The sequence below is a fragment of the Paraflavisolibacter caeni genome, assembly GCF_025628885.1.
GTDB classification, from domain to species: Bacteria; Bacteroidota; Bacteroidia; order Chitinophagales; family Chitinophagaceae; genus Flavisolibacter; species Flavisolibacter caeni.
In genome coordinates this window covers 153,425-172,917 of record NZ_JAOTIF010000010.1, presented here as the reverse complement: position 1 = coordinate 172,917, position 19,493 = coordinate 153,425, and the positions used below count along the sequence as shown (strand labels likewise).

General features: G+C 42.8%; 8 protein-coding genes. All 8 read left to right on the top strand.

Annotation, left to right across the window (positions count from 1 at the left end; all coding sequences use genetic code 11):
* Positions 1-257: 257 nt before the first annotated feature.
* Positions 258-1,733: a glycosyl hydrolase family 28 protein gene (locus OCK74_RS13980; RefSeq protein WP_279297667.1), complete on the top strand. Its 1,476-nt coding sequence runs from the start codon at positions 258-260 to the stop codon at positions 1,731-1,733.
* Between the two features lie 60 nt (positions 1,734-1,793).
* Entirely contained in the window at positions 1,794-3,836 is a 2,043-nt protein-coding gene (locus tag OCK74_RS13975; RefSeq protein ID WP_279297666.1) for an alginate lyase family protein, read from the top strand.
* Between the two features lie 105 nt (positions 3,837-3,941).
* Positions 3,942-10,796, top strand: coding sequence for a LamG-like jellyroll fold domain-containing protein (locus OCK74_RS13970; RefSeq protein ID WP_279297665.1), 6,855 nt, complete (start codon positions 3,942-3,944; stop codon positions 10,794-10,796).
* A 145-nt stretch (positions 10,797-10,941) separates the two neighbouring features.
* On the top strand, positions 10,942-11,151 hold the full coding sequence (locus tag OCK74_RS27995) for an HTH domain-containing protein (protein WP_423803161.1): 210 nt from the start codon (positions 10,942-10,944) through the stop codon (positions 11,149-11,151).
* A 300-nt stretch (positions 11,152-11,451) separates the two neighbouring features.
* A complete protein-coding gene (locus OCK74_RS13965) occupies positions 11,452-11,877 on the top strand; it encodes a response regulator (RefSeq protein WP_279297664.1) in 426 nt (141 codons plus the stop codon).
* A gap of 1,154 nt (positions 11,878-13,031) precedes the next feature.
* Positions 13,032-16,256, top strand: coding sequence for a SusC/RagA family TonB-linked outer membrane protein (locus OCK74_RS13960; RefSeq protein WP_279297663.1), 3,225 nt, complete (start codon positions 13,032-13,034; stop codon positions 16,254-16,256).
* Positions 16,257-16,295: 39 nt separating this feature from the next.
* A complete protein-coding gene (locus OCK74_RS13955) occupies positions 16,296-18,245 on the top strand; it encodes a RagB/SusD family nutrient uptake outer membrane protein (RefSeq protein WP_279297662.1) in 1,950 nt (649 codons plus the stop codon).
* A 24-nt stretch (positions 18,246-18,269) separates the two neighbouring features.
* Positions 18,270-19,469: a DUF4959 domain-containing protein gene (locus OCK74_RS13950; protein WP_279297661.1), complete on the top strand. Its 1,200-nt coding sequence runs from the start codon at positions 18,270-18,272 to the stop codon at positions 19,467-19,469.
* Positions 19,470-19,493: the final 24 nt, after the last annotated feature.

The following is a 19,493-nucleotide window of genomic DNA, read 5'->3' as shown; positions in this document are numbered from 1 at the left end:
GTTGCTTTGTTATTAATTTATTGCTTCATATGTTTCCAAAAATGAAGAGATTACCCCCCTTTTTTGAAGTTTTCAACGCTTAATGATCTTTATTTCACCCCGTAGTTTTACATCTAGGTTTCGGGCAATGTTGTGAAAGTGCCGCTGGAACTTTCACAATAATACCATATATAATATTTATCATAAACCAGGCAGCAATTGTTCCAATGCAGGCAGTAGCAGCATTGTTATTGTCCTGTACTTAGAAAATTGAAAGCATGAAAACACAATTTTCAATTACAAAGAAAAACATGCAAAAATTTCTCATCCTATTTTTTCTTTCTTGTTTTTATTGTTTAAAAACAACTGCACAACAATTGATTACTTATCCTGTTCCCCAGGCTGTTGTTTACTCGATGCATAACGACGATTACACGGTAAAAGTGCGAAAGCCAGGAGGTGAGTGGCAGGACTTGTATGAATACAATGTAAAAGTGGATCTCGATAAACCGCAGGATGCCTCCATGGTGTATTTCGATTTTTCAGGAACCGTAGAAGTATTTGTTCAAAAAAATAACGGCAATGTGCATTCTGTGAAAATCCGTCCATCTTCTTATGAAATCAAACCAATCTTAAATGGTAATAGCATCACTTTCACTTTAACCGATCCGAAAAAGATATCAATAGAGTTTGATGGCGATAAATTGCACAACCTGCATTTATTTGCCAATCCCATTGAAACCTTTCGTCCCGATCCCAGCGATCCCAATGTTGTCTATTTCGGTCCCGGTGTTCACATGCCGAAAGACCTGCCTGGAGACGCATTCAACATTCCCTCAGGTAAAACGGTTTACATTGCCGGAGGCGCTATAGTGAGAGGAAAATTGCTGTGTGATAAAGTGCAAAATGTTCGCATCCTCGGACGAGGAATTATTGACCAGCCACAAAGAGGAGTCGAGATCAGGCACTCCAGCAATGTTACCGTAGACGGAATCATTGTAGTCAATCCAAAACACTATACAATTTTTTCGGGGGGATCGGATCAAATTACCATCCGCAATTTGAAATCATTCAGTGCAAATCCCTGGAGCGACGGGCTGGATTTTATGAGCTGCAGCGATGTTAAGGTTGATGATGTGTTCATGCGCAACTCTGATGATTGTATCGCTGTATATGGACATCGCTGGGAATTTTATGGCGATGCCAAAAATTACTCGGTTACGAATTCTACTCTTTGGGCTGATGTAGCACATACCATCAACATCGGCGTTCACGGAAACACGGAAAAAACGGGTGAGGTAATTGAGAACTTACTGTTTAAAAACATTGAGATACTGGAGCTTGATGAAGACGATCCGGTCTCCGAGGGATGCATGGCCATTCAGGCAGGCGACATGAACCTGGTACGCAATGTTCGCTTTGAAGATATACAGGTGGATAATTTCCAGGAGGGGAAGCTTTTGCAATTAAGAGTTGCCTTCTATGAGAAATACAATGCTGCTCCGGGCAGAGGAATAGAAAATATTTATTTCAAAAACATCAGTTATAACGGCGTTAATAATGCTCCTTCCATCATCAATGGTTTGGATAAAGACCATCTTGTGCAGGGAGTAACGTTTGAAAATCTTCGCATCAATGGAAAGCTGATCACCAATATTGAAGAGGCAAACATTAAAGTAGGTGAATTCGCAAAAAATATAACATTCAAAAATTCACAGCCAACAAAAAAGAGTTTAACGAGTGCAACGAACTAAAGGCGAAGAAAAATTATAAACGATACAAATAGCCAATAACGGTAAAACCAAAGTCTTGCCATGAATCAAATGAAACACTTGTCATTTTTCCTGTTGCTTTTTTGCATCATTACTGCATCAGCACAAACCTTCGTTCATCCCGGCGGCTTGCATACGCAAACCGATTTAGACCGGATGAAAACACAAGTGGCAGCCGGAGCGCACCCCTGGATCGATAGCTGGAACGCATTGATTGCTCACCCAAAAGCACAAAATACATACACTGCAGCGGCAAAGGCCAACATGGGAGTCAGCCGTCAACGAGCTTCTGCCGATGCTGTGGCGGCTTATCTTAACGCTTTACGTTGGTACATCTCTGGCGATACTTCTTATGCAGCCTGTTCACGAAAAATTTTAAACGCATGGGCCTATGCGGTGAACCAGGTGCCAAGCGGTAATGATATTCCCGGCTTAATGGGCATAGCGATTTATGAATTTGCTGTTGCGGCAGAGATTCTGCGTCTTTATCCCAATTGGTCACAGGCAGATTTCAATCAATTCAAAAACATGATGACCACCTACCTGTATCCAAATTGCCATGATTTTTTAACGCGTCACAACAATACCTGTATCAGTCATTATTGGGCTAATTGGGATATATGTAACATGACAGCTATTTTAAGCATTGGTGTATTGTGCGATGATACAACTAAGTTCAATGAAGCAATTAGCTATTTTAAATCCGGGGCAGGCAACGGCAACATTACTAAGGCAGTTCCTTTTTTACATCCGGGAGGCCTGGGCCAGTGGCAGGAGACGGGCCGCGACCAGGAGCATGCGCTGTTAGGTGTAGGCATGTTTGCAAGCTTTTGCCAGATAGCATGGAACCAGGGTCAGGATATGTACGCCTATGATAACAACCGTTTGTTGGCAGGAGCTGAATATACCGCTCAATACAATCTCTGGAAAGAGGTTCCTTATACCACTTACAACAACTGTGATAACGTCCAGAACTATTGGGCTTCAGAACAAAACAGTGGTGGCCGCGGAAGGTTGCAACGTCCCATTTGGGAAATGATTTATAACCATTATGTGGTAAGAAAAGGCTTAAGCGCTCCCAATGTAAAAGCAATGGCAGAAGTGAACCGGCCGGAAGGATTTGTGCATGATGATAATATTGGCTTTGGTACACTCTGTTACACACTCAATGCATCGGCGTCACCTTATCCCGCATCTCCTGCTCCTTCTGCACCTGCAGGTTTGAAAGCAACTGCAAGCGTGGGAAAAGTATGGTTAAGATGGAATCCTGTTACTTCTGCAACCGGTTATAATATACTGCGTTCAACAACAAGTGGTGGACCCTATACTACGATTGCAACGTACAGAGGGACCTTTCCTTTATATGAAGACGCCAGTGTAACGAATGGCACTACCAATTACTATGTCGTATCTGCAATCAATCAGGCTGGTACAAGCAGCAATTCATCACAGGAAAGTGCCACTCCAAAAGCTACCGGTGCATTGCCTTCTGGTTGGTCGCATCAGGATATTGGAACCGTTGCCACTGCAGGTAGTGCCGGTTATGCTAATGTGAGTAATGGAACTTTTGTTGTGAATGGCTCCGGTGCAGGTATTGGTGGCGCTGCAGATGGTTTGAGTTATGTATATAAAACTGTAACCGGCGATGCCACGATCACTGCACGTCTTGCAATAAGTACATGGGGCAGTAGTGGTTCCCAAAAAACGGGCATCATGATCCGTGAATCGCTTTCTTCCAATGCTATCGCGTTCAGTATGACTTCAGGAGATGGAGGTGTTCGGGAAGCAAGATTTGGAAGCCGCACTTCCACAGGCGGTTCTATGGATTTTCAAACAGGTAATCTATATACCCGTGCTCCTACCTGGTTTCGTTTGCAAAGAGCCGGCAATAAATTCACTGCTTATCAATCAACCGATGGAAGAACATGGTTTGCTGTAGGTTCTCCTGTTACGGTAGCAATGGCCGGCACTTATTTCGTTGGATTGGCTGTTTCCTCCAACAGTTCCAATTTAAACACTGCTACATATGATAGCGTAATGGTAACAAGCGGGTCAATTACAAAGCGAAAAAACCATAAAAAATAAAATCAACAAGTACCAGCCCGGTAAGTGAATGAAAAGCTTGCAGGCGTAATAAATCTTTTTAGAACCAACAAACAATACCAGTTTTTAACCGATTAAACAGCCAGTATGATGAATTTTTTTACACATGGTACTTTACCAAAGATCAGAATGCTCAACTGCTTTTGGGTAACAATTATTATCTTTTTGCTTTCCTCAAATGCAACAGGGCAAACCTTTACGCATCCAGGAATTCCTCTTTCCAAGTCAGACCTTGAAGTTTTGAAGGCTCATATTAAGGCCGGAGATTATCCCTGGAAACAGGCTTATGATATTATGGCTGCCGATGGCAAGTCACAGTTGACTTATACTTATCAGGCTTTTGCTACGGTTACCCGTAGTCCTGATGTCAACCTTTACCGTTGGAGAAACGATATGACGGCAGCCTTTAATTTATCACTGATGTGGTATTTTACGGAAAATGAGGCCTATGCTGCAAAGGCCAGGGATATTTTAATAGCATGGGCCACTACCCAAACGGAGTTTGGAGGACAGTTGGGAAACCTGGACTTAGGGGATTACGCGTATGCCTACGGCGGAGCGGCCTCTATTCTTCGCGGAACCTGGAGTGGCTGGACGGCTGAAAATACTGCAGCCGTAAAAAACCTGTTTAACAACGTATACTGGCCGGCTTCAGGCTGTTCTTTTTATGCTATAGGGCCATCCAATAAAGGTAACTTGAGTATGGCCGCAGGTGTCGTGATCGCCGCATTTTCCGATGATCCTGCTAAAATAGCTCATATTGTCTACCTGTCGAGATATATTGCTTCTTGCGGGCTTAAAAATACCTTGCCCAGTGGCCAGAATGGAGAAAGTTTAAGGGACCAGGGACACGCCCACGGCACATGGAACAATCTGGCCTTCACGGCAGAAGTGCTGTATAAACAGGGTATCGACATTTATTCCGACCTGGAGGACCGGATTATGGCAAATGCCGAATATTTTGCCAGGAAAAATTTAAGCTTACCCATCGGGTTCGTCCCTTTTGGTACTATTGATGCCTATTATTTAACAGATATAACCAACCCCTGGGATATGGGAAGGTTTGGCCCTACTTTGGCTCACGGGGCTTATGTAGTCCGAAAGAAGCAAAGTTCGGTTTACCTGAACAAACTGCTAAATGCCATCCCCAGACGTTTTGACCCGGTAATCACCTGGTTCTATAAGTCGGAAGACAACTCTACGGCTACTGTTCCACCGCAAACAGAAATTGTCCCTGAGCCTACCAAAGTTGGAACAGGGGGCTTAACCTCTCTGGATATAGGCACGGCATCCCCTGCCGGAAGCAGTTCCTACAATAACAATGTGTGGACGGTAAAAGGAAGTGGGGATATATGGACCCATGGAGCGGATGCTTTGCACTTCGTGTATAAGGAAGTGACCGGAAATTGTTCCATCATCGCTAAAGTGGAATCAGTTGAGGGCACTGCTTCTAATGCCAAGGCGGGGGTAATGATCCGTTCCGATCTGACCTCTACTTCAGCGCAAAGGGCATGGATAGCGGTAACTCCGGGGGTGAAAGCCGAGTCGTTTATGCATGGATGGTCAGAACTAAGGGGCGGTTCTTATTATGAGAAAGCGTCCAGGCCCATACCTGGCATTCCTTATTGGGTGAAAATTGAACGTGTAGGGGAGATGATTGCCACCTATTATTCTCCTGATGGTGTAAGTTGGGCGGCGTCACACGAGGGCAGGTATACGGGCTTTACCGGCAAGGCCTACATTGGCCTGGCGGTTTGTTCCGTTGTCAATGGTGTTTTAAACACCTCTACTTTTAGCAATGTAAGTGTTACCGGAGGGCAAGGTGGAGTGGTTACTGCACCGGAAGCTCCGCATTCTATATATGCCTATCCCGGAGATAAACAGATGCGGGTAAGATGGCTATCCTCCTTTGGTGCAGTTAGCTATACGCTTAAACGCTCGACCTCTGAAAACGGTACCTATTCTACCATTGCCACAGGCCTTTCAGGAAATACGTTTCTGGATAATAATTTATCAAACGGTCAGACCTATTATTATAAGGTTTGTGCGGTAAATTCTGCGGGCACCAGTCCGGATTCACCAGGAGATGGAGGTATTCCGGAAGCGCCGCCGGTTCCGCAGGTATTGAATTCCGATAGTTTCAATGGGATATACCGAATTATAGTAACTCATAGCAATAAAGCAGTAGAGGTTAAAAATAGTTCAACAGCCGAAGGGGCCTTATTGGGACAAAATACCTATTCTTCTTCAAGTAACCAGCATTGGAGAATAACTCCTATATCCGGTACCGATTATAAGATTGTAAATCTGCGGAGTGGAAAAGCGATGGATGTAGTGAACAATGCCATAACCAATGGTGCACTTATTGAACAGCGCACTTATTCGGCTACAGATTCAGCCCAGGTATGGTCTATTAAGGACCGGGAAAACGGGACGTTCAGCATTGTTGGCAAACAAAGCCAGAAAGCGCTTGATGTTGCTAGTTCAAGTACTTTAGACGGTGCCGCAATAAATCTGAACAGATGGCTTGATAATCCAAACCAGATTTTTAGAATAGAGCCCGTCACGCCATCAGACATGGACTCCTCCTACCTTAAAAAGTTGGCTGAAGCCATAAAACTACGCGATACCACCCAAACGAGCGACTCAATTGTGGGAGGTAAATTTCCGGTAGCGGCCAAAGTACAGTTGAATGATAGCATCACGTATGTGCAGTCCTTGTACAATCCGCAATCAACAGTTTTTCAGATGAATGACTACGTTACGATATTGGAGAATGCTATGGAACGGTATAAGGCCTCTATGTATTACTATACGAATACACTTGCTGACGGGAATTACTATATCAAACCCCTTGCCAGTGATTCGTTATGGACCAGGAATGAGACCAACAAGCCTTTATTTGATGTGTCGAATCCCAATCCCTTAGTGCAAATGTGGAATGTGAAAAAGCAGGGAAACGGCAGGTATAAAATTACTTGTCTGAGCGCACCGCCTGCGGCATTTAGCAATTATATCTATGAGGACGCATTATTTGGCCGTAATGTCATTGCCTACTCAGACACTTACAATTCATTTAATATTTACTCTAACGGTACCTCGCATGCGGTTCAACGGGCACAAAATGCTGGAAACGGGTACTGGTATAAAAGTGGCAATCAAATACTTGCTGTACTTGGAAGTGATAACGATCCGGTTCCCTATAGTTTTCCGTTCCGTTTTGTACCGGTTGGAACTGTTCCGATAAGCCTGACTGCTTCGGCGGCGGATGGAAAGAACATCCTGGAATGGGATCCTATCGCCAATTTTGCATATAATATCAAACGTTCAACAACACCAGGCGGGCCTTATGCCACTATCGCCACGGTGAGCACAACAGCGTTCGCTGATACTACAGTGAATAATGGAACACCTTATTACTACATAGTCGCTTCGCCGGATGGTGTTGCCTCCAGTCCGGAGGTTTTGGCCTCGCGGAATGTAGGGAAGATTTATCTTCAATTTGACGAAACCAGCGGAAACCGTTGTGTCAGCAGCTGGGGAACTACTTATGGTACTTTAACAGCTACAGCAACACGTGATGCAGGGAAAACAGGAAATGCACTTAAGCTGGATGGGACAAGCACTTCTTATGCTACACTGCCCGCCGGAATTGTTAATAATGTAACTGATTTTACCATTTCAGCCTGGGTAAAAATGGATGCCCTTGCGAATTGGATGCGTGTGTTTGATTTTGGTAACAGTACTACTCAATACATGTACTTCACCGTTCAGGGAGGAACGACTACAGCGAATGGGGTAACATTATCAACTGTTAAATATGGAATTAAAAACGGAGGGACAGAGTTGAGTGTAACTTCTCCTTATGCCTTTCCATTGAATACCTGGGTACACCTGGCTGTTACTCAATCCGGAACTACAGCCAAACTGTATATCAACGGAGTTCTGAAATCAACTAATACAGCACTTAGTATTAATCCTTCACAACTTACCCCTACGGGTACTACTACCGGCACAAATTTAAACTACCTTGGTAAATCGCAATTCAATGATCCGTTTTTTAAAGGCTCAATTGATGAGTTTAAGATTTACAAGCGAGCTTTAAGTGCTTCAGAAATTGCAGAAAGTATGATGGTAGGCCAAACGATTACGTTCAACCCCATTGCTCCCAAATTAATGGGTGATGCGGATTTTGATCTTGACGCTACTGCTTCTTCAGGACTTCCGGTAGAATACACCAGTTCAAATCCATCAGTTGCAACGGTAGAAGACGGAAAGGTACATATTCTGACTGCCGGAACGACAATCATTACGGCTTCACAGGCAGGAGATGACGTTTATGGAGCAACATCACAGGCAAGAACGTTGCTGGTTGGTATTACCAATAATACTGAGCTCACTACTTTAATGGGCAGGCCATTTAGCTATACCATTACGGATAGGCCATACAGCAATTTTACAGCAACAGGGTTGCCTGCCGGCTTAAGCATAAATGCAACTACAGGTGTAATATCAGGTACACCTACGGAATATGGCAGTTTTTCTGTAGTTATAGGTGCCACCAATGACAGTATTTCTGGTACACAAACCATCACGTTAACGGTACAGAATAATATGGTAAGCAATGTTATAGTTGCAGCAGGAGATGCTAAAAACATCCTGGAATGGGATGCTATTCAGAACCTTACGTATAACGTTAAGCGTTCAACTACACCAGGCGGACCTTATACTACTATCGGAAGTGCGAGTACTACCAGGTTTACTGATACCAATGTTAGTAATGGAACTATTTATTACTATGTGGTTGCCGCAGTTGATAGTGTAGGGGAAATGCCTCTGAGCACAGAAGTACTGGCATTGCCTAATGATGGTCAGCTTACGTATCTGAAATTTGATGAAGCAAGCGGAACACGTGCTATTGATAGTTGGGGTGCTGCTCACGGCACATTAGCGGTCGCAGCAGCTCGCGATGCCGGGAAATACGGAACTTCACTTAAACTGAATGGTACGGCTGCTTCCTATGCTACATTGCCAACCGGAATCGTAAGTTCTTTATCCGATTTTACCGTTTCCACCTGGGTGAAAATGGATGCGCTTGGAAACTGGATGCGGGTGTTTGATTTTGGGAACAGTACGACACAATACATGTTCCTTACTGTTCAGGCAGGAACTACTGCTGTAAATGGCGTAACATCATCAATCGTTCGTTATGCCATTAAAAACGGAGGCACAGAGTTAAACGTAAGTTCACCTTATGTCTTCCCGTTAAACACGTGGGTGCATCTGGCGGTTACCCAATCAGGCAATACCGCCCGCCTGTATATCAACGGAGCTTTGGTATCAAGCAATACAGCGATCAATATCAAGCCTTCGCAACTTACCCCTGCGGGCACTACTAGCGGCACCACGTTAAACTACCTGGGTAAATCTCAATTTAATGATCCGCTATTTAGAGGTTCCATTGATGAATTTAAGATTTACAAGAGGGCTTTAAGCGATGCGGAGATTGCAGAAAATATGAAAGAAAGCCAAACCATCACCTTTAAAGCTCTTTCACAAAAACAGGTAGGAGATGAGGATTTTAATGCCGGTGCCATTGCTTCTTCAGGATTGCCCATATCCTATACCAGTTCAGATGAAAATGTAGCAACAATTGTCAATGGTATGATCCATATTGTAGGCAAAGGCGTTACTACCATCACTGCTTCACAAAATGGAGATAACACGTACCAGGCAGCTCCATCAGTTTCACAACAACTTACTGTTTACATGCCGCCAATGGTAATAACCAAAAACATCACTGCAGCGGTAGAAGCCAACGGAAATGTGTCTATCACACCACAGCAAGTAGATGATGGTTCCGTGAGCTATTCGGGCGCATTGACATTGAGTTTGAATAAAACCGAATTCAATTGCTCTGATGTTGGTGCTCCGATAACCGTAACACTTACGGCAACTGATGCAGATGGACATTCAAATGCAGGTACAGCACAGGTGACTGTTGTTGACAACACCAACCCATTAATTACAGCACCGGCTGCACAGTTCTTCTGCTACAGCAACAGCGGTTCTTACTCGATTCCTGCATTGAATGCTTCTGATAATTGTGGTATTGCTACTGTGCGTTACAGTGTAAACGGAGCTACTTCAAGGAGTGGTTCAGGAACTGATGCAAGTGGTTCTTTTAATGTGGGTGAGTCTACAATTACCTGGGAGGTAACCGACGTTCATGGTAATGTAAGCACCGCAACAATGACTGTAGCAGTGAACCCGGTAATTATTGCGAGCATTCCGGATGTATATGCAATGGATTCTGCAGTTGATGCGAAGAATACTTTGTATTTGGGATATGGTTCAACATCACTTACGGTAACTGCAACTACGTCGGGTGGTACTGAGCCCTACAGCTACCAGTGGAATACTGGGGAAACAACACAATCAAAACTTGTAAGTGTAGCAGGAATTTCCACAGCAACCATAACAGATAGCAAAGGCTGTTCGGCCACAGCATCTATTGCTATCAATGTCCTGGATGTAAGATGCGGTAACAACAACGACAAGGTGATGATTTGCCACAACAACAATACCATTTGTGTGGCTTCCGCAGCGGTGCAGGATCATCTGAACCATGGTGATCATTTAGGTGGCTGCACTTCGTCTTCCGTTGCCCTGGCCCGTGAGGGTAGTGTATTGGAAGAGGTTACCAACTATAGCGTGGTGGTGTATCCTAACCCAACTAGCGAAGTAGCAACTATCAAGGTAAGTAAACTGGAAGCAGGTGCTACCGTACAACTGTATCATGCAAATGGTGCCATGGTACTCAGCCAACGCCTCACTAATGCTACACAAGCTATTTCCCTGAAAGGATTGGCTGCGGGTATATACTATGTACAGGTTAGGAACGGCAATCAGCAGATGTATCAGAAGATCATTAAGCAATGATCAACCGACTAACAATATGATTTAAACTTAGGGATTTTCGCATATATGCGAAAAACGGGAGGGGGTTTCTACCCCCTTCCTTCTTAATATACGCTTTTTCTCTTATGTAATAATTTAACCAAAATACCAACCTAAAACTAACTACATGTCTTTTAAAATTATAGAACGATTAGAACGTATTGACCAACTAATTGCCAACAAAAAAACTGGCACACCTTCGGAACTATCAAAAAGAATGAAGGTTTCTGAAAGGCAATTACACAACTATCTCAACCTGTTAAAAAAGATGGGTACCCCATTATGTTATTGTGTTAAAAGCAAGAGATCAATGTGTTCATCCGGTTCATCTGGTTGAGGATGGCTACGGTTGCTTTTTCACCAGACTTTAAAACTTTGGGCCAGTATTATGTCTTTTTTCTTCAAAAGACTATTTTATACCCCTTTTTTGACATTTACCCGTAGGTTTTTCTTTTGCCTGACTAATTTGCAACTTGTGATAAAAGTGGAAAAATATCACTCTTTTCGAAATTTTCATATGGCAATCATCGGAAGGGGTTTTCTACCCCTTCCTCTTCTCCTTTCATTAAGGGGATATGAAGGGCCCTGGTCATAGGAGCCAAATCATTTAGAGATTCTCAAACTTAAAGAATAACATATGAAACACCATGTTCACCAAACAAGAAACATCCTGCTCATTGATGATGATGAGGACGACTGCCTGTTATTGATTCAAGCCTTGACGAAACTGTCTGAGCAGATGTCGCTAATCTGTTTGTCCGATGCCGACAGACTTTGGGAAGTGCTAGAAGATTGCAAACCCTGTATGATCGTTATTGATCTTTACCTGCCGAAAAGAAACGGTATTGAAATCCTAAAGATGGTTAAAGATCATCCAGGCTATAAAGACATACCTGTTGTGATTTGGAGCACCTCCAGTATAATTAAAAATGTAAATACTGCTTATAGTACCGGGGCCCAACTCTATTTGGAAAAGCCATTTGATTATAAAGGAATGGTGGCTGCCTCGCAAAAGATTATCAGAATGACAGCATTGAGGGAGGAGCAAACTCTACTTTTTTAAAAAGCTATTAATCATAACTAGTATATAATCGCTGCTAGTTAAATGATCCAACCAAAGAAAAGGTCATTTTGCACTTATCTACTCTATTCACTCCAAACTATTGTAATCATTAAATATCCCATGTGAAGCAAATTACCAGACTACTCTTCATTGTAAATGAAAATAATTTGTAACATTTGGTCAACTGAGGTTCAACCACCATTTTTCAAGATTTAGATTTATGCTGAGGGGTCTTGCGGGTGTTAACATTGAATTTGGGCTGACACTGTATAAAAAAAAGTGAATATCCCTTCCTGAGCGCTTTTGCCTCACGGTCGCTTCCTTTTACCCATTTTTTCGTTAAAATGATGGATTTACCGCCTTTATTTGGCAATTACCTCTCTCATGTGTCGTCATTTACCCCTGTACTTTTACATTGTCAATAAAACAAAAGACCAAAAAAATCTGCCAGTTACTAAAATGATTGCTTATCTACCATCAATTTCCAGACTCATCATCTTTAAATGGAAAAGACCAAATGAGTTTCAGTTCAGGGCGTCTTTAATAAGTCACCTCCCAGATTGGATGAAAAATCCTGAGAAAGAAATTTTTATAACCAATTCAACAACCACTAAAATGAGGCAAATTTACGCTAAGGTTGCCGTCGTTTTCCTTTCCGGCATGCTGTGGCTATTTCCTTCCGCACAGGCACAGGTGACCGACACGACGAAGACTGATTCAAAAACAGTTTCCACCAGCGAGTTACTAAAAACTCCGATGAGCGTCCCCATAATAAGTTCATTCAGTCCCTAAATAAGTTACGTACACCTGAAAATTGTACTCTAGCAAGTAGCATTGCTCTTCAGCCGGTAAAATATAAGTGTAAGATTTAAAAGATTTAGCGTTAAGCTTTTGCGTTGTTAAGTTCTCTTTTCAGTCTGAAAATGTTTTTTATTCTTTAAAAATAATGCTTGTCCATGCGCAAAAAGTGTAGTCAATCAAACTGATTAGGAAAAATTATTGATGCTTACATAATTCCTATTTCTTCCATTGTATCATTCTTCAGGTAACAAGAAGTAATTGAGCCGGTTGCAATCGCTCGGATGCAACTACATGGATCCTTATTCCTGTTGCCATCATGTTTAGCATATAAAACTATTAACCACTCATTTATTATGAAAGAAAATTTATACTGGATCTTAAAAAAGTCAAGCAATTTGTTTGTCTTTTTTGCCCTGCTCCTGTTTTGTAATCAAAGCATAGCACAGCAGCAGGTAACAGTCCAGGGTGTCGTTGTCGACAGTTCTGGCGGACTTCCAACTGTTAACATTTCTGTTGTTGGGAAAAATCAAAAACTGATCTCAGATGAACTGGGCCGTTTTAAACTTACAGTTCCAAGAAATGCAGTTCTTGAGTTTACTTTTACTGGTTATCAAAAGAAACTCATTCAACTGAGCCAGGAGAAGGTTGTTGATGGTATTATTCAACTGGCCATAAAAATGCTTCCTGAAGAAAAAGATCTGAGCGAGGTGACTGTGGTTGGTTTTGGCAGTACCCAAAAAAAGGCCAGCCTGGTAAGTTCTATTACTACAGTCAGTGTAAAAGACCTTAAAACACCTACCGGCAACATCACCAATGCCATTGCAGGCAGGGTGGCAGGCATGATCTCCTTCCAGCAAAGTGGTGAGCCTGGCCAGGGAACAGACAACTCTACTTTCTATATCAGGGGCTTATCCACATTTGGTACTGGTAAACAGGATCCTTTGATTCTTATTGATGGTGTGGAATCCACACCAACAGACATGGCCCGTCTTCAGCCTGATGACATCTCTGACTTTTCCGTTTTAAAGGATGCATCGGCTGCTTCGGTATATGGTGCAAGGGGTGCCAATGGTGTGGTATTAATCAACACCAAACGGGGAAAAGTGGGCGCAGCAAAGTTTATGGCCAGGAGTGAAACGCGTGTTTCTTCCAACACCAGGAATTTCAAATTTGCTGATAACGTCACCTACATGCAATTGGCCAACGAAGCTACCTTAACTAGGTCTCCTAACGCCATCCTGCCTTATACCCAGAATAAGATCAATCATACGGCGGCAGGTGATGATCCTGTTCTCTACCCGAATAATAATTGGATAGATCAATTGCTGAAAAAATACACCATCAACCAAAACTATTATGTAAGCGTCAATGGTGGTACCCAGAAAGCAACGTATCACGTCTCTGCTTCTTATGGCCAGGATAACGGTATTTTAAAAGTCGATCCCATCAATGATTTCAACAGTAATATCAGGCTGGCTAAATATTCGCTGCGTTCCAGGGTTAATTTGAACCTGACCAAATCATCTGAATTGATTGTCGCTATGTATGGCCAATTTGATGATTATAACGGACCCATTGCAGGTACTAAGTTTAAAGAAGGAGGGGCGTATATTTATAATCTGGCACTTGGATCGAATCCTGTTGCTTTCCCTGCCCTTTATCCCCGGGAAAAGCGTCCTTATGTGGGCCACCCTTTGTTTGGCTCTGCCCAAACGCAGGCAAACGGAGCATTGACCTCTACTTTATATGTGAATCCTTATGCCGAGATGGTAAGGGGCTTCAGGCAGTATAAAACCTCCAATATACAGCCCCAGATCGAACTGAAACAGAATCTTGATTTCATTACGAAAGGATTAAGCTTCCGTTCAATGGCATACCTCAGAAGGTATTCTTATTATGCTGTGGAAAGAAAGTATAATCCATTTTTCTATAATGCTTTGATCGGTCAGGATGGTAAATCATATGACATCATGGTATTGAATGACGGTTCTGCTACTTCTATTGGCACTGCCGGTACCGAATACCTCGATTATACTGAGAATGGGAAAGAAGTTGATTCGAGGCTTTGGCTGGAAGGTTCCTTAAATTATAACAGGCTTTTTGGAGATGTGCACAGGGTAGGTGGTTCGCTAATATCATATATATCAAGTTATGAGTCTGGAAATGCCGGGAGTGTGACGGCTTCTCTGCCAAAAAGAAACAATGGTATATCCGGAAGGTTTACTTATGGTTATGACGACAGGTATTTAGCCGAGTTTAATTTTGGATACAACGGCTCTGAGCGTTTTGATGCCAACCATCGTTTTGGTTTTTTCCCTTCTGCAGGCTTGGGTTATAAAATTTCAAATGAGAAGTTCTTCGATCCGCTCAAGAGTGTAGTCAGTGACCTTAAATTCAGGGCTACCTACGGCATTGTGGGCAACGACCAGATCGGAAAAGTGGAAGACCGCTTTTTCTACCTGTCAAATGTTAATTTAAATGATGGCGCCTTTAATGCCAGCTTCGGTAGAAATGATGGTGCCGCGATTTATGGAAGAAATGGTATTTCGATATCCAGGTATGCCAACCCCAATATTACCTGGGAAAGATCAAGGCAAATCAACCTGGGAATGGATGTTAATCTGTTCAATTCCTTTGAATTGATCGTTGATGCCTTTAAGCAATACAGATCCCAGATATTACAGCCTAAAACCTATATTGAATCTGCAATGGGCTTGATGGCCGTTCCAAGCTCCAACTATGGCAAGGCAGAAAGCCAGGGCATCGATCTTACGGCCAAATACGAAAAGAACCTGAATAAAAACTGGTATGCCAATGTAAGAGGTACGTTTACCTATGCTACCAGCAAAAAAGTAGTGGCTGATGAACTGCTATATGACAACAGCCTGGCTCATTTAAGAACAATCGGTTCTTCACTTTCCCAGGCCTGGGGATATATAGCCGAAAGGTTGTTCATTGATCAAAAGGAAGTCGCCAACTCCCCGACTCAATTCAATGATCGGGGTTTGCTGGCTGGTGATATCAAGTACCGGGATATCAATGGAGATGGTGTCATTACCACTGACGACCAGGTAGCCATAGGGTTTCCTCAACAACCTGAAATTATTTACGGATTCGGTTCTTCTATGCGGTATAAGAAGTTTGATTTCAGCTTTTACTTCCAGGGGTCTGCCCGCTCATCCTTCTTTATTGATCCAAATAAGATCCAGCCATTTTACCAGGACGGTGGCTCCCAAACCAATTTGTTGAAAGTAATCAGTGAAAGCCACTGGAGCGAAGACAACCGGGATATATATGCGTTCTGGCCACGCCTGAGTACCTGGAGGGTAAAGCCCAATAACGAAAAGTCTACCTGGTGGATGCGTAATGGCAATTTCCTGCGCCTCAAAAATATAGATATGGGCTATACGGTGGGCAAGGTGAAAAAATTGGGCTTAACCAGTGGGCGTGTTTATGTCTCTGCTACCAACCTTTTTATCCTGAGTAATTTTAAATTATGGGATGTCGAAATGGGAGGCAACGGCTTGGCATATCCTATCCAATCTGTATACAATTTAGGTGTTGAGGTTAATTTTTAAGTGCGCACATTCACAATCATGAACAAATATCATTACACCATGAAATGGAACAAATATATTGGTTTCGCTATACTCATTACAACATTAGCAGTAGGGGGAACTTCCTGTAAAAAATACCTGGATGTGGTCCCTGATAACGTAGCAACCATAGAACATGCTTTTAAACTCAGAAATGAAGCGGAAAAATATTTATTTACCCTGTACTCTTTTCTCCCGAAAAGTGGCGATGGCTGGTACAATGTAGGATTAACAGGCGGTGATGAGATCTGGTATCCCCAGAATGACCAGGCGCACTGGCATCCAATATTCAGGATCGCACAGGGGCAGCAAAATAAAGATGCTCCTTTATTTGATGAATGGGCTGGTGAACGTAAAGGCAATGGTACCAAGTTTGATCATCAAAAAATCTGGAGAGGTATCCGTCAGTGTAATATCTTTTTGGAGAACATAAGCGATCTTTCCAAGGTTCCGGACATTGCACCTTCTGAACGCGAAAGATGGATTGGCGAAGCTGAGTTTTTAAAGGCTTTTTACCACTTCTATATGTTCAGGATGTATGGTCCCATTCCAATTATAGATGAAAATATAGGCATCGATTCTGATGTAGATGGTTCGTTTTCCCGGCGCATGCCAGTAGATTCTGTAGTCAATTACATTTCCAGGACATTGGATGCTGCTTATGAAAAGTTACCTGCTAAAATCACGGAAGAAAACACGCAACTGGGAAGGATCACACAACCCATTGTGCTGGCTGTAAAAGCTAAATTATGGGTAACGGCAGCAAGTCCTCTTTTTAACGGAAATCCTGATTATGCCAGCTTTAAAGATAAAGAAGGAGTGGCCTTGTTCAATCCAACTTTTGATGCTGATAAGTGGGTAAAAGCCAGGGATGCTGTCAAGGCCGCTATCGAGTCCGCAGAAGCTAATGGACATGCCCTTTATGAATACAAAGTAGATTTCTTAGGCCTGACTGATACCACGAAAACCCAGTTGAATATCAGGAATGCTGTAACGGAAAGATGGAGTAGGGAGCATGTATGGGCCAACTCACAGATGTACTTTGTCAATGAATCCATTTGTATGCCTCCAATGGAAAGAGGAAGCAATACCAACAGAGGGCAATTGCTGGGCGTGTGGGCAGCCCCGCTGAAAATTGCAAAAATGTACTACACGCATAACGGAGTACCCATTGAAGAGGATAAAACACTCAACTTTAACAATTACGAACAATTGAGAACTGCTGCAACAAATGAAAGAAATTATATTGAGCCAGGTTTTTCTACGGCACGATTGAACTATGACAGGGAGCCTCGTTTTTATGCTTCTTTGGGCTTTGATGGTGGCGTTTGGTATCAAAAAGATGCCACATCAACTGGAAACGAGCGAAACACTTTTTATGTAAAAGCTAAAAATGGAGATAAAGCTGGATTTGGTGATTTTAAAAACTGGAATGAAACGGGCTATTTTATCAAAAAGCTGGTTCACTGGGAATCAACAACAGCAGGAACATCTGCCCCGGTATGGAAGCAATATCCCTGGCCAGAGATCAGGCTCGCCGATTTATACCTGTTATATGCAGAAGCATTGAACGAAGTTGAGCCTGCTTCTGCTACTGCAATTGCTTATGTTGACAAAGTAAGAAATAGAGCCGGATTGAAAGGCGTTGTAGAATCCTGGACCAACTATTCCAACAACCCAGGAAAGTTTGCCACCCAGGAAGGACTCAGAGAAATCATTCAGCGTGAGCGGATGATAGAGCTTGCTTTTGAAGGGCATCGTTTCTGGGATCTGCGCAGGTGGAAGAAGGCATATGAAGAATATAACAAAGACATTACCGGATGGAACGTTATAGGTAAAACTGCTGATACATACTATAAGGAGCGGGTCATTTTCAGTCAACGGTTCATTGCCCCTCGTGATTACCTGTGGCCCATTGGAAATTTTGATACCAGAAGAAATCCCTTTTTAGTGGAAAACCCGGGATGGTAGTACTTACTTTCAAAAACTAATGATATGAACTTTAGCATAAAACATTTGATTCTTTTTGTTACGGCTTTTGTGGCTTTACAATCTTGCCAGAAAGACGAAGGCCATCAGCCTGTCAGTAGTGATCAATCAATTCCTGTAGTTGTAAGCAATGTGCAGGTGGAAAACAGGCCAGGAAAGGCAAAGATCACCTATTCTATACCCAGCGATAAAAATCTGCTGTATGTAAAAGCGGAATATCTCCCCTCTTCAGGTGAATTAGCAGAAACTAAGGCATCCTATTACCAGGATTCTCTCATCCTGGAAGGTTTTGCAGATACACTGGAGCATGAAGTGAAGCTATATTCTGTATCCAGGAGCGGAGTGCAGTCTGCACCAGTAGTAATCAAGATAAAACCATTGGAAGCGCCTATCTGGCAGGTTTTTAAAAGCATCAACATTGTAAATGCCTTTGGAGGTTTTAACTTAACTGCAAGTAACCCAACCGGAGACAACATCTCAATCGTTGTGCTGACTAAAAATGTATTTAAGGAGTATGAGATCAATAACAATATGAGTGTTTTTACCAATGAAAAAAATATATTGAATAAGGTCAAAGGCATGGATACTGTAACCACCCGGCTTGGTTTTTTAGTAAAAGATCGGTGGGGCAACACAACGGATACGATGTATCGAGATATCAACCCGATTTTCGAAACACAGCTAAACCCGGTAAATTTCAGGGGTGTTGTTTTACCCGGAGATGCTCCACAGGTAACGAATGGCGCCAAATTGGAGTATGCCTGGGATAACCGTTTAGGATGGCCTTATACCAGCTTTACGCACCAGGTGAATGGAGGACCCCAGCCGCACATGATTACTTTTGATATGGGGATAACGGCCAAGCTTAGTCGTATCTGGATCCGTCCATACCCGGAAGGTACGCGCTATTACTTTTTAACAACAATGAAGAGATTCGAGATCTATGGCTCTGACAATCCATCTACTAATGGCACATTGGACAATAGCTGGACTTTGCTGGGAAGTTATGAGGTTGTGAAACCCTCTGGTCTTCCTTATGGTACGGATAATGCCCTGGACCAGGCTACAGCAAGTGCCGGATTCAATTGGGAGATCCGCCTGGATGCACCAAAAGTTAAGTTTCTAAGAATAAGGTGCCTGGAAAACTTTGCCGGCGGTACTGCCCAAAGTATCAATGAACTTAAAGTGTATGGAGATCCGCGTTAATCAGTGAATTCAACAATCAATTAC

Coding starts and splice junctions, on each gene's coding strand:
- OCK74_RS13980 (WP_279297667.1), top strand. CDS start 258: ATGAAAACACAATTTTCAATTACAAAGAAAAACATGCAAAAATTTCTC.
- OCK74_RS13975 (WP_279297666.1), top strand. CDS start 1,794: ATGAATCAAATGAAACACTTGTCATTTTTCCTGTTGCTTTTTTGCATC.
- OCK74_RS13970 (WP_279297665.1), top strand. CDS start 3,942: ATGATGAATTTTTTTACACATGGTACTTTACCAAAGATCAGAATGCTC.
- OCK74_RS27995 (WP_423803161.1), top strand. CDS start 10,942: ATGTCTTTTAAAATTATAGAACGATTAGAACGTATTGACCAACTAATT.
- OCK74_RS13965 (WP_279297664.1), top strand. CDS start 11,452: ATGAAACACCATGTTCACCAAACAAGAAACATCCTGCTCATTGATGAT.
- OCK74_RS13960 (WP_279297663.1), top strand. CDS start 13,032: ATGAAAGAAAATTTATACTGGATCTTAAAAAAGTCAAGCAATTTGTTT.
- OCK74_RS13955 (WP_279297662.1), top strand. CDS start 16,296: ATGAAATGGAACAAATATATTGGTTTCGCTATACTCATTACAACATTA.
- OCK74_RS13950 (WP_279297661.1), top strand. CDS start 18,270: ATGAACTTTAGCATAAAACATTTGATTCTTTTTGTTACGGCTTTTGTG.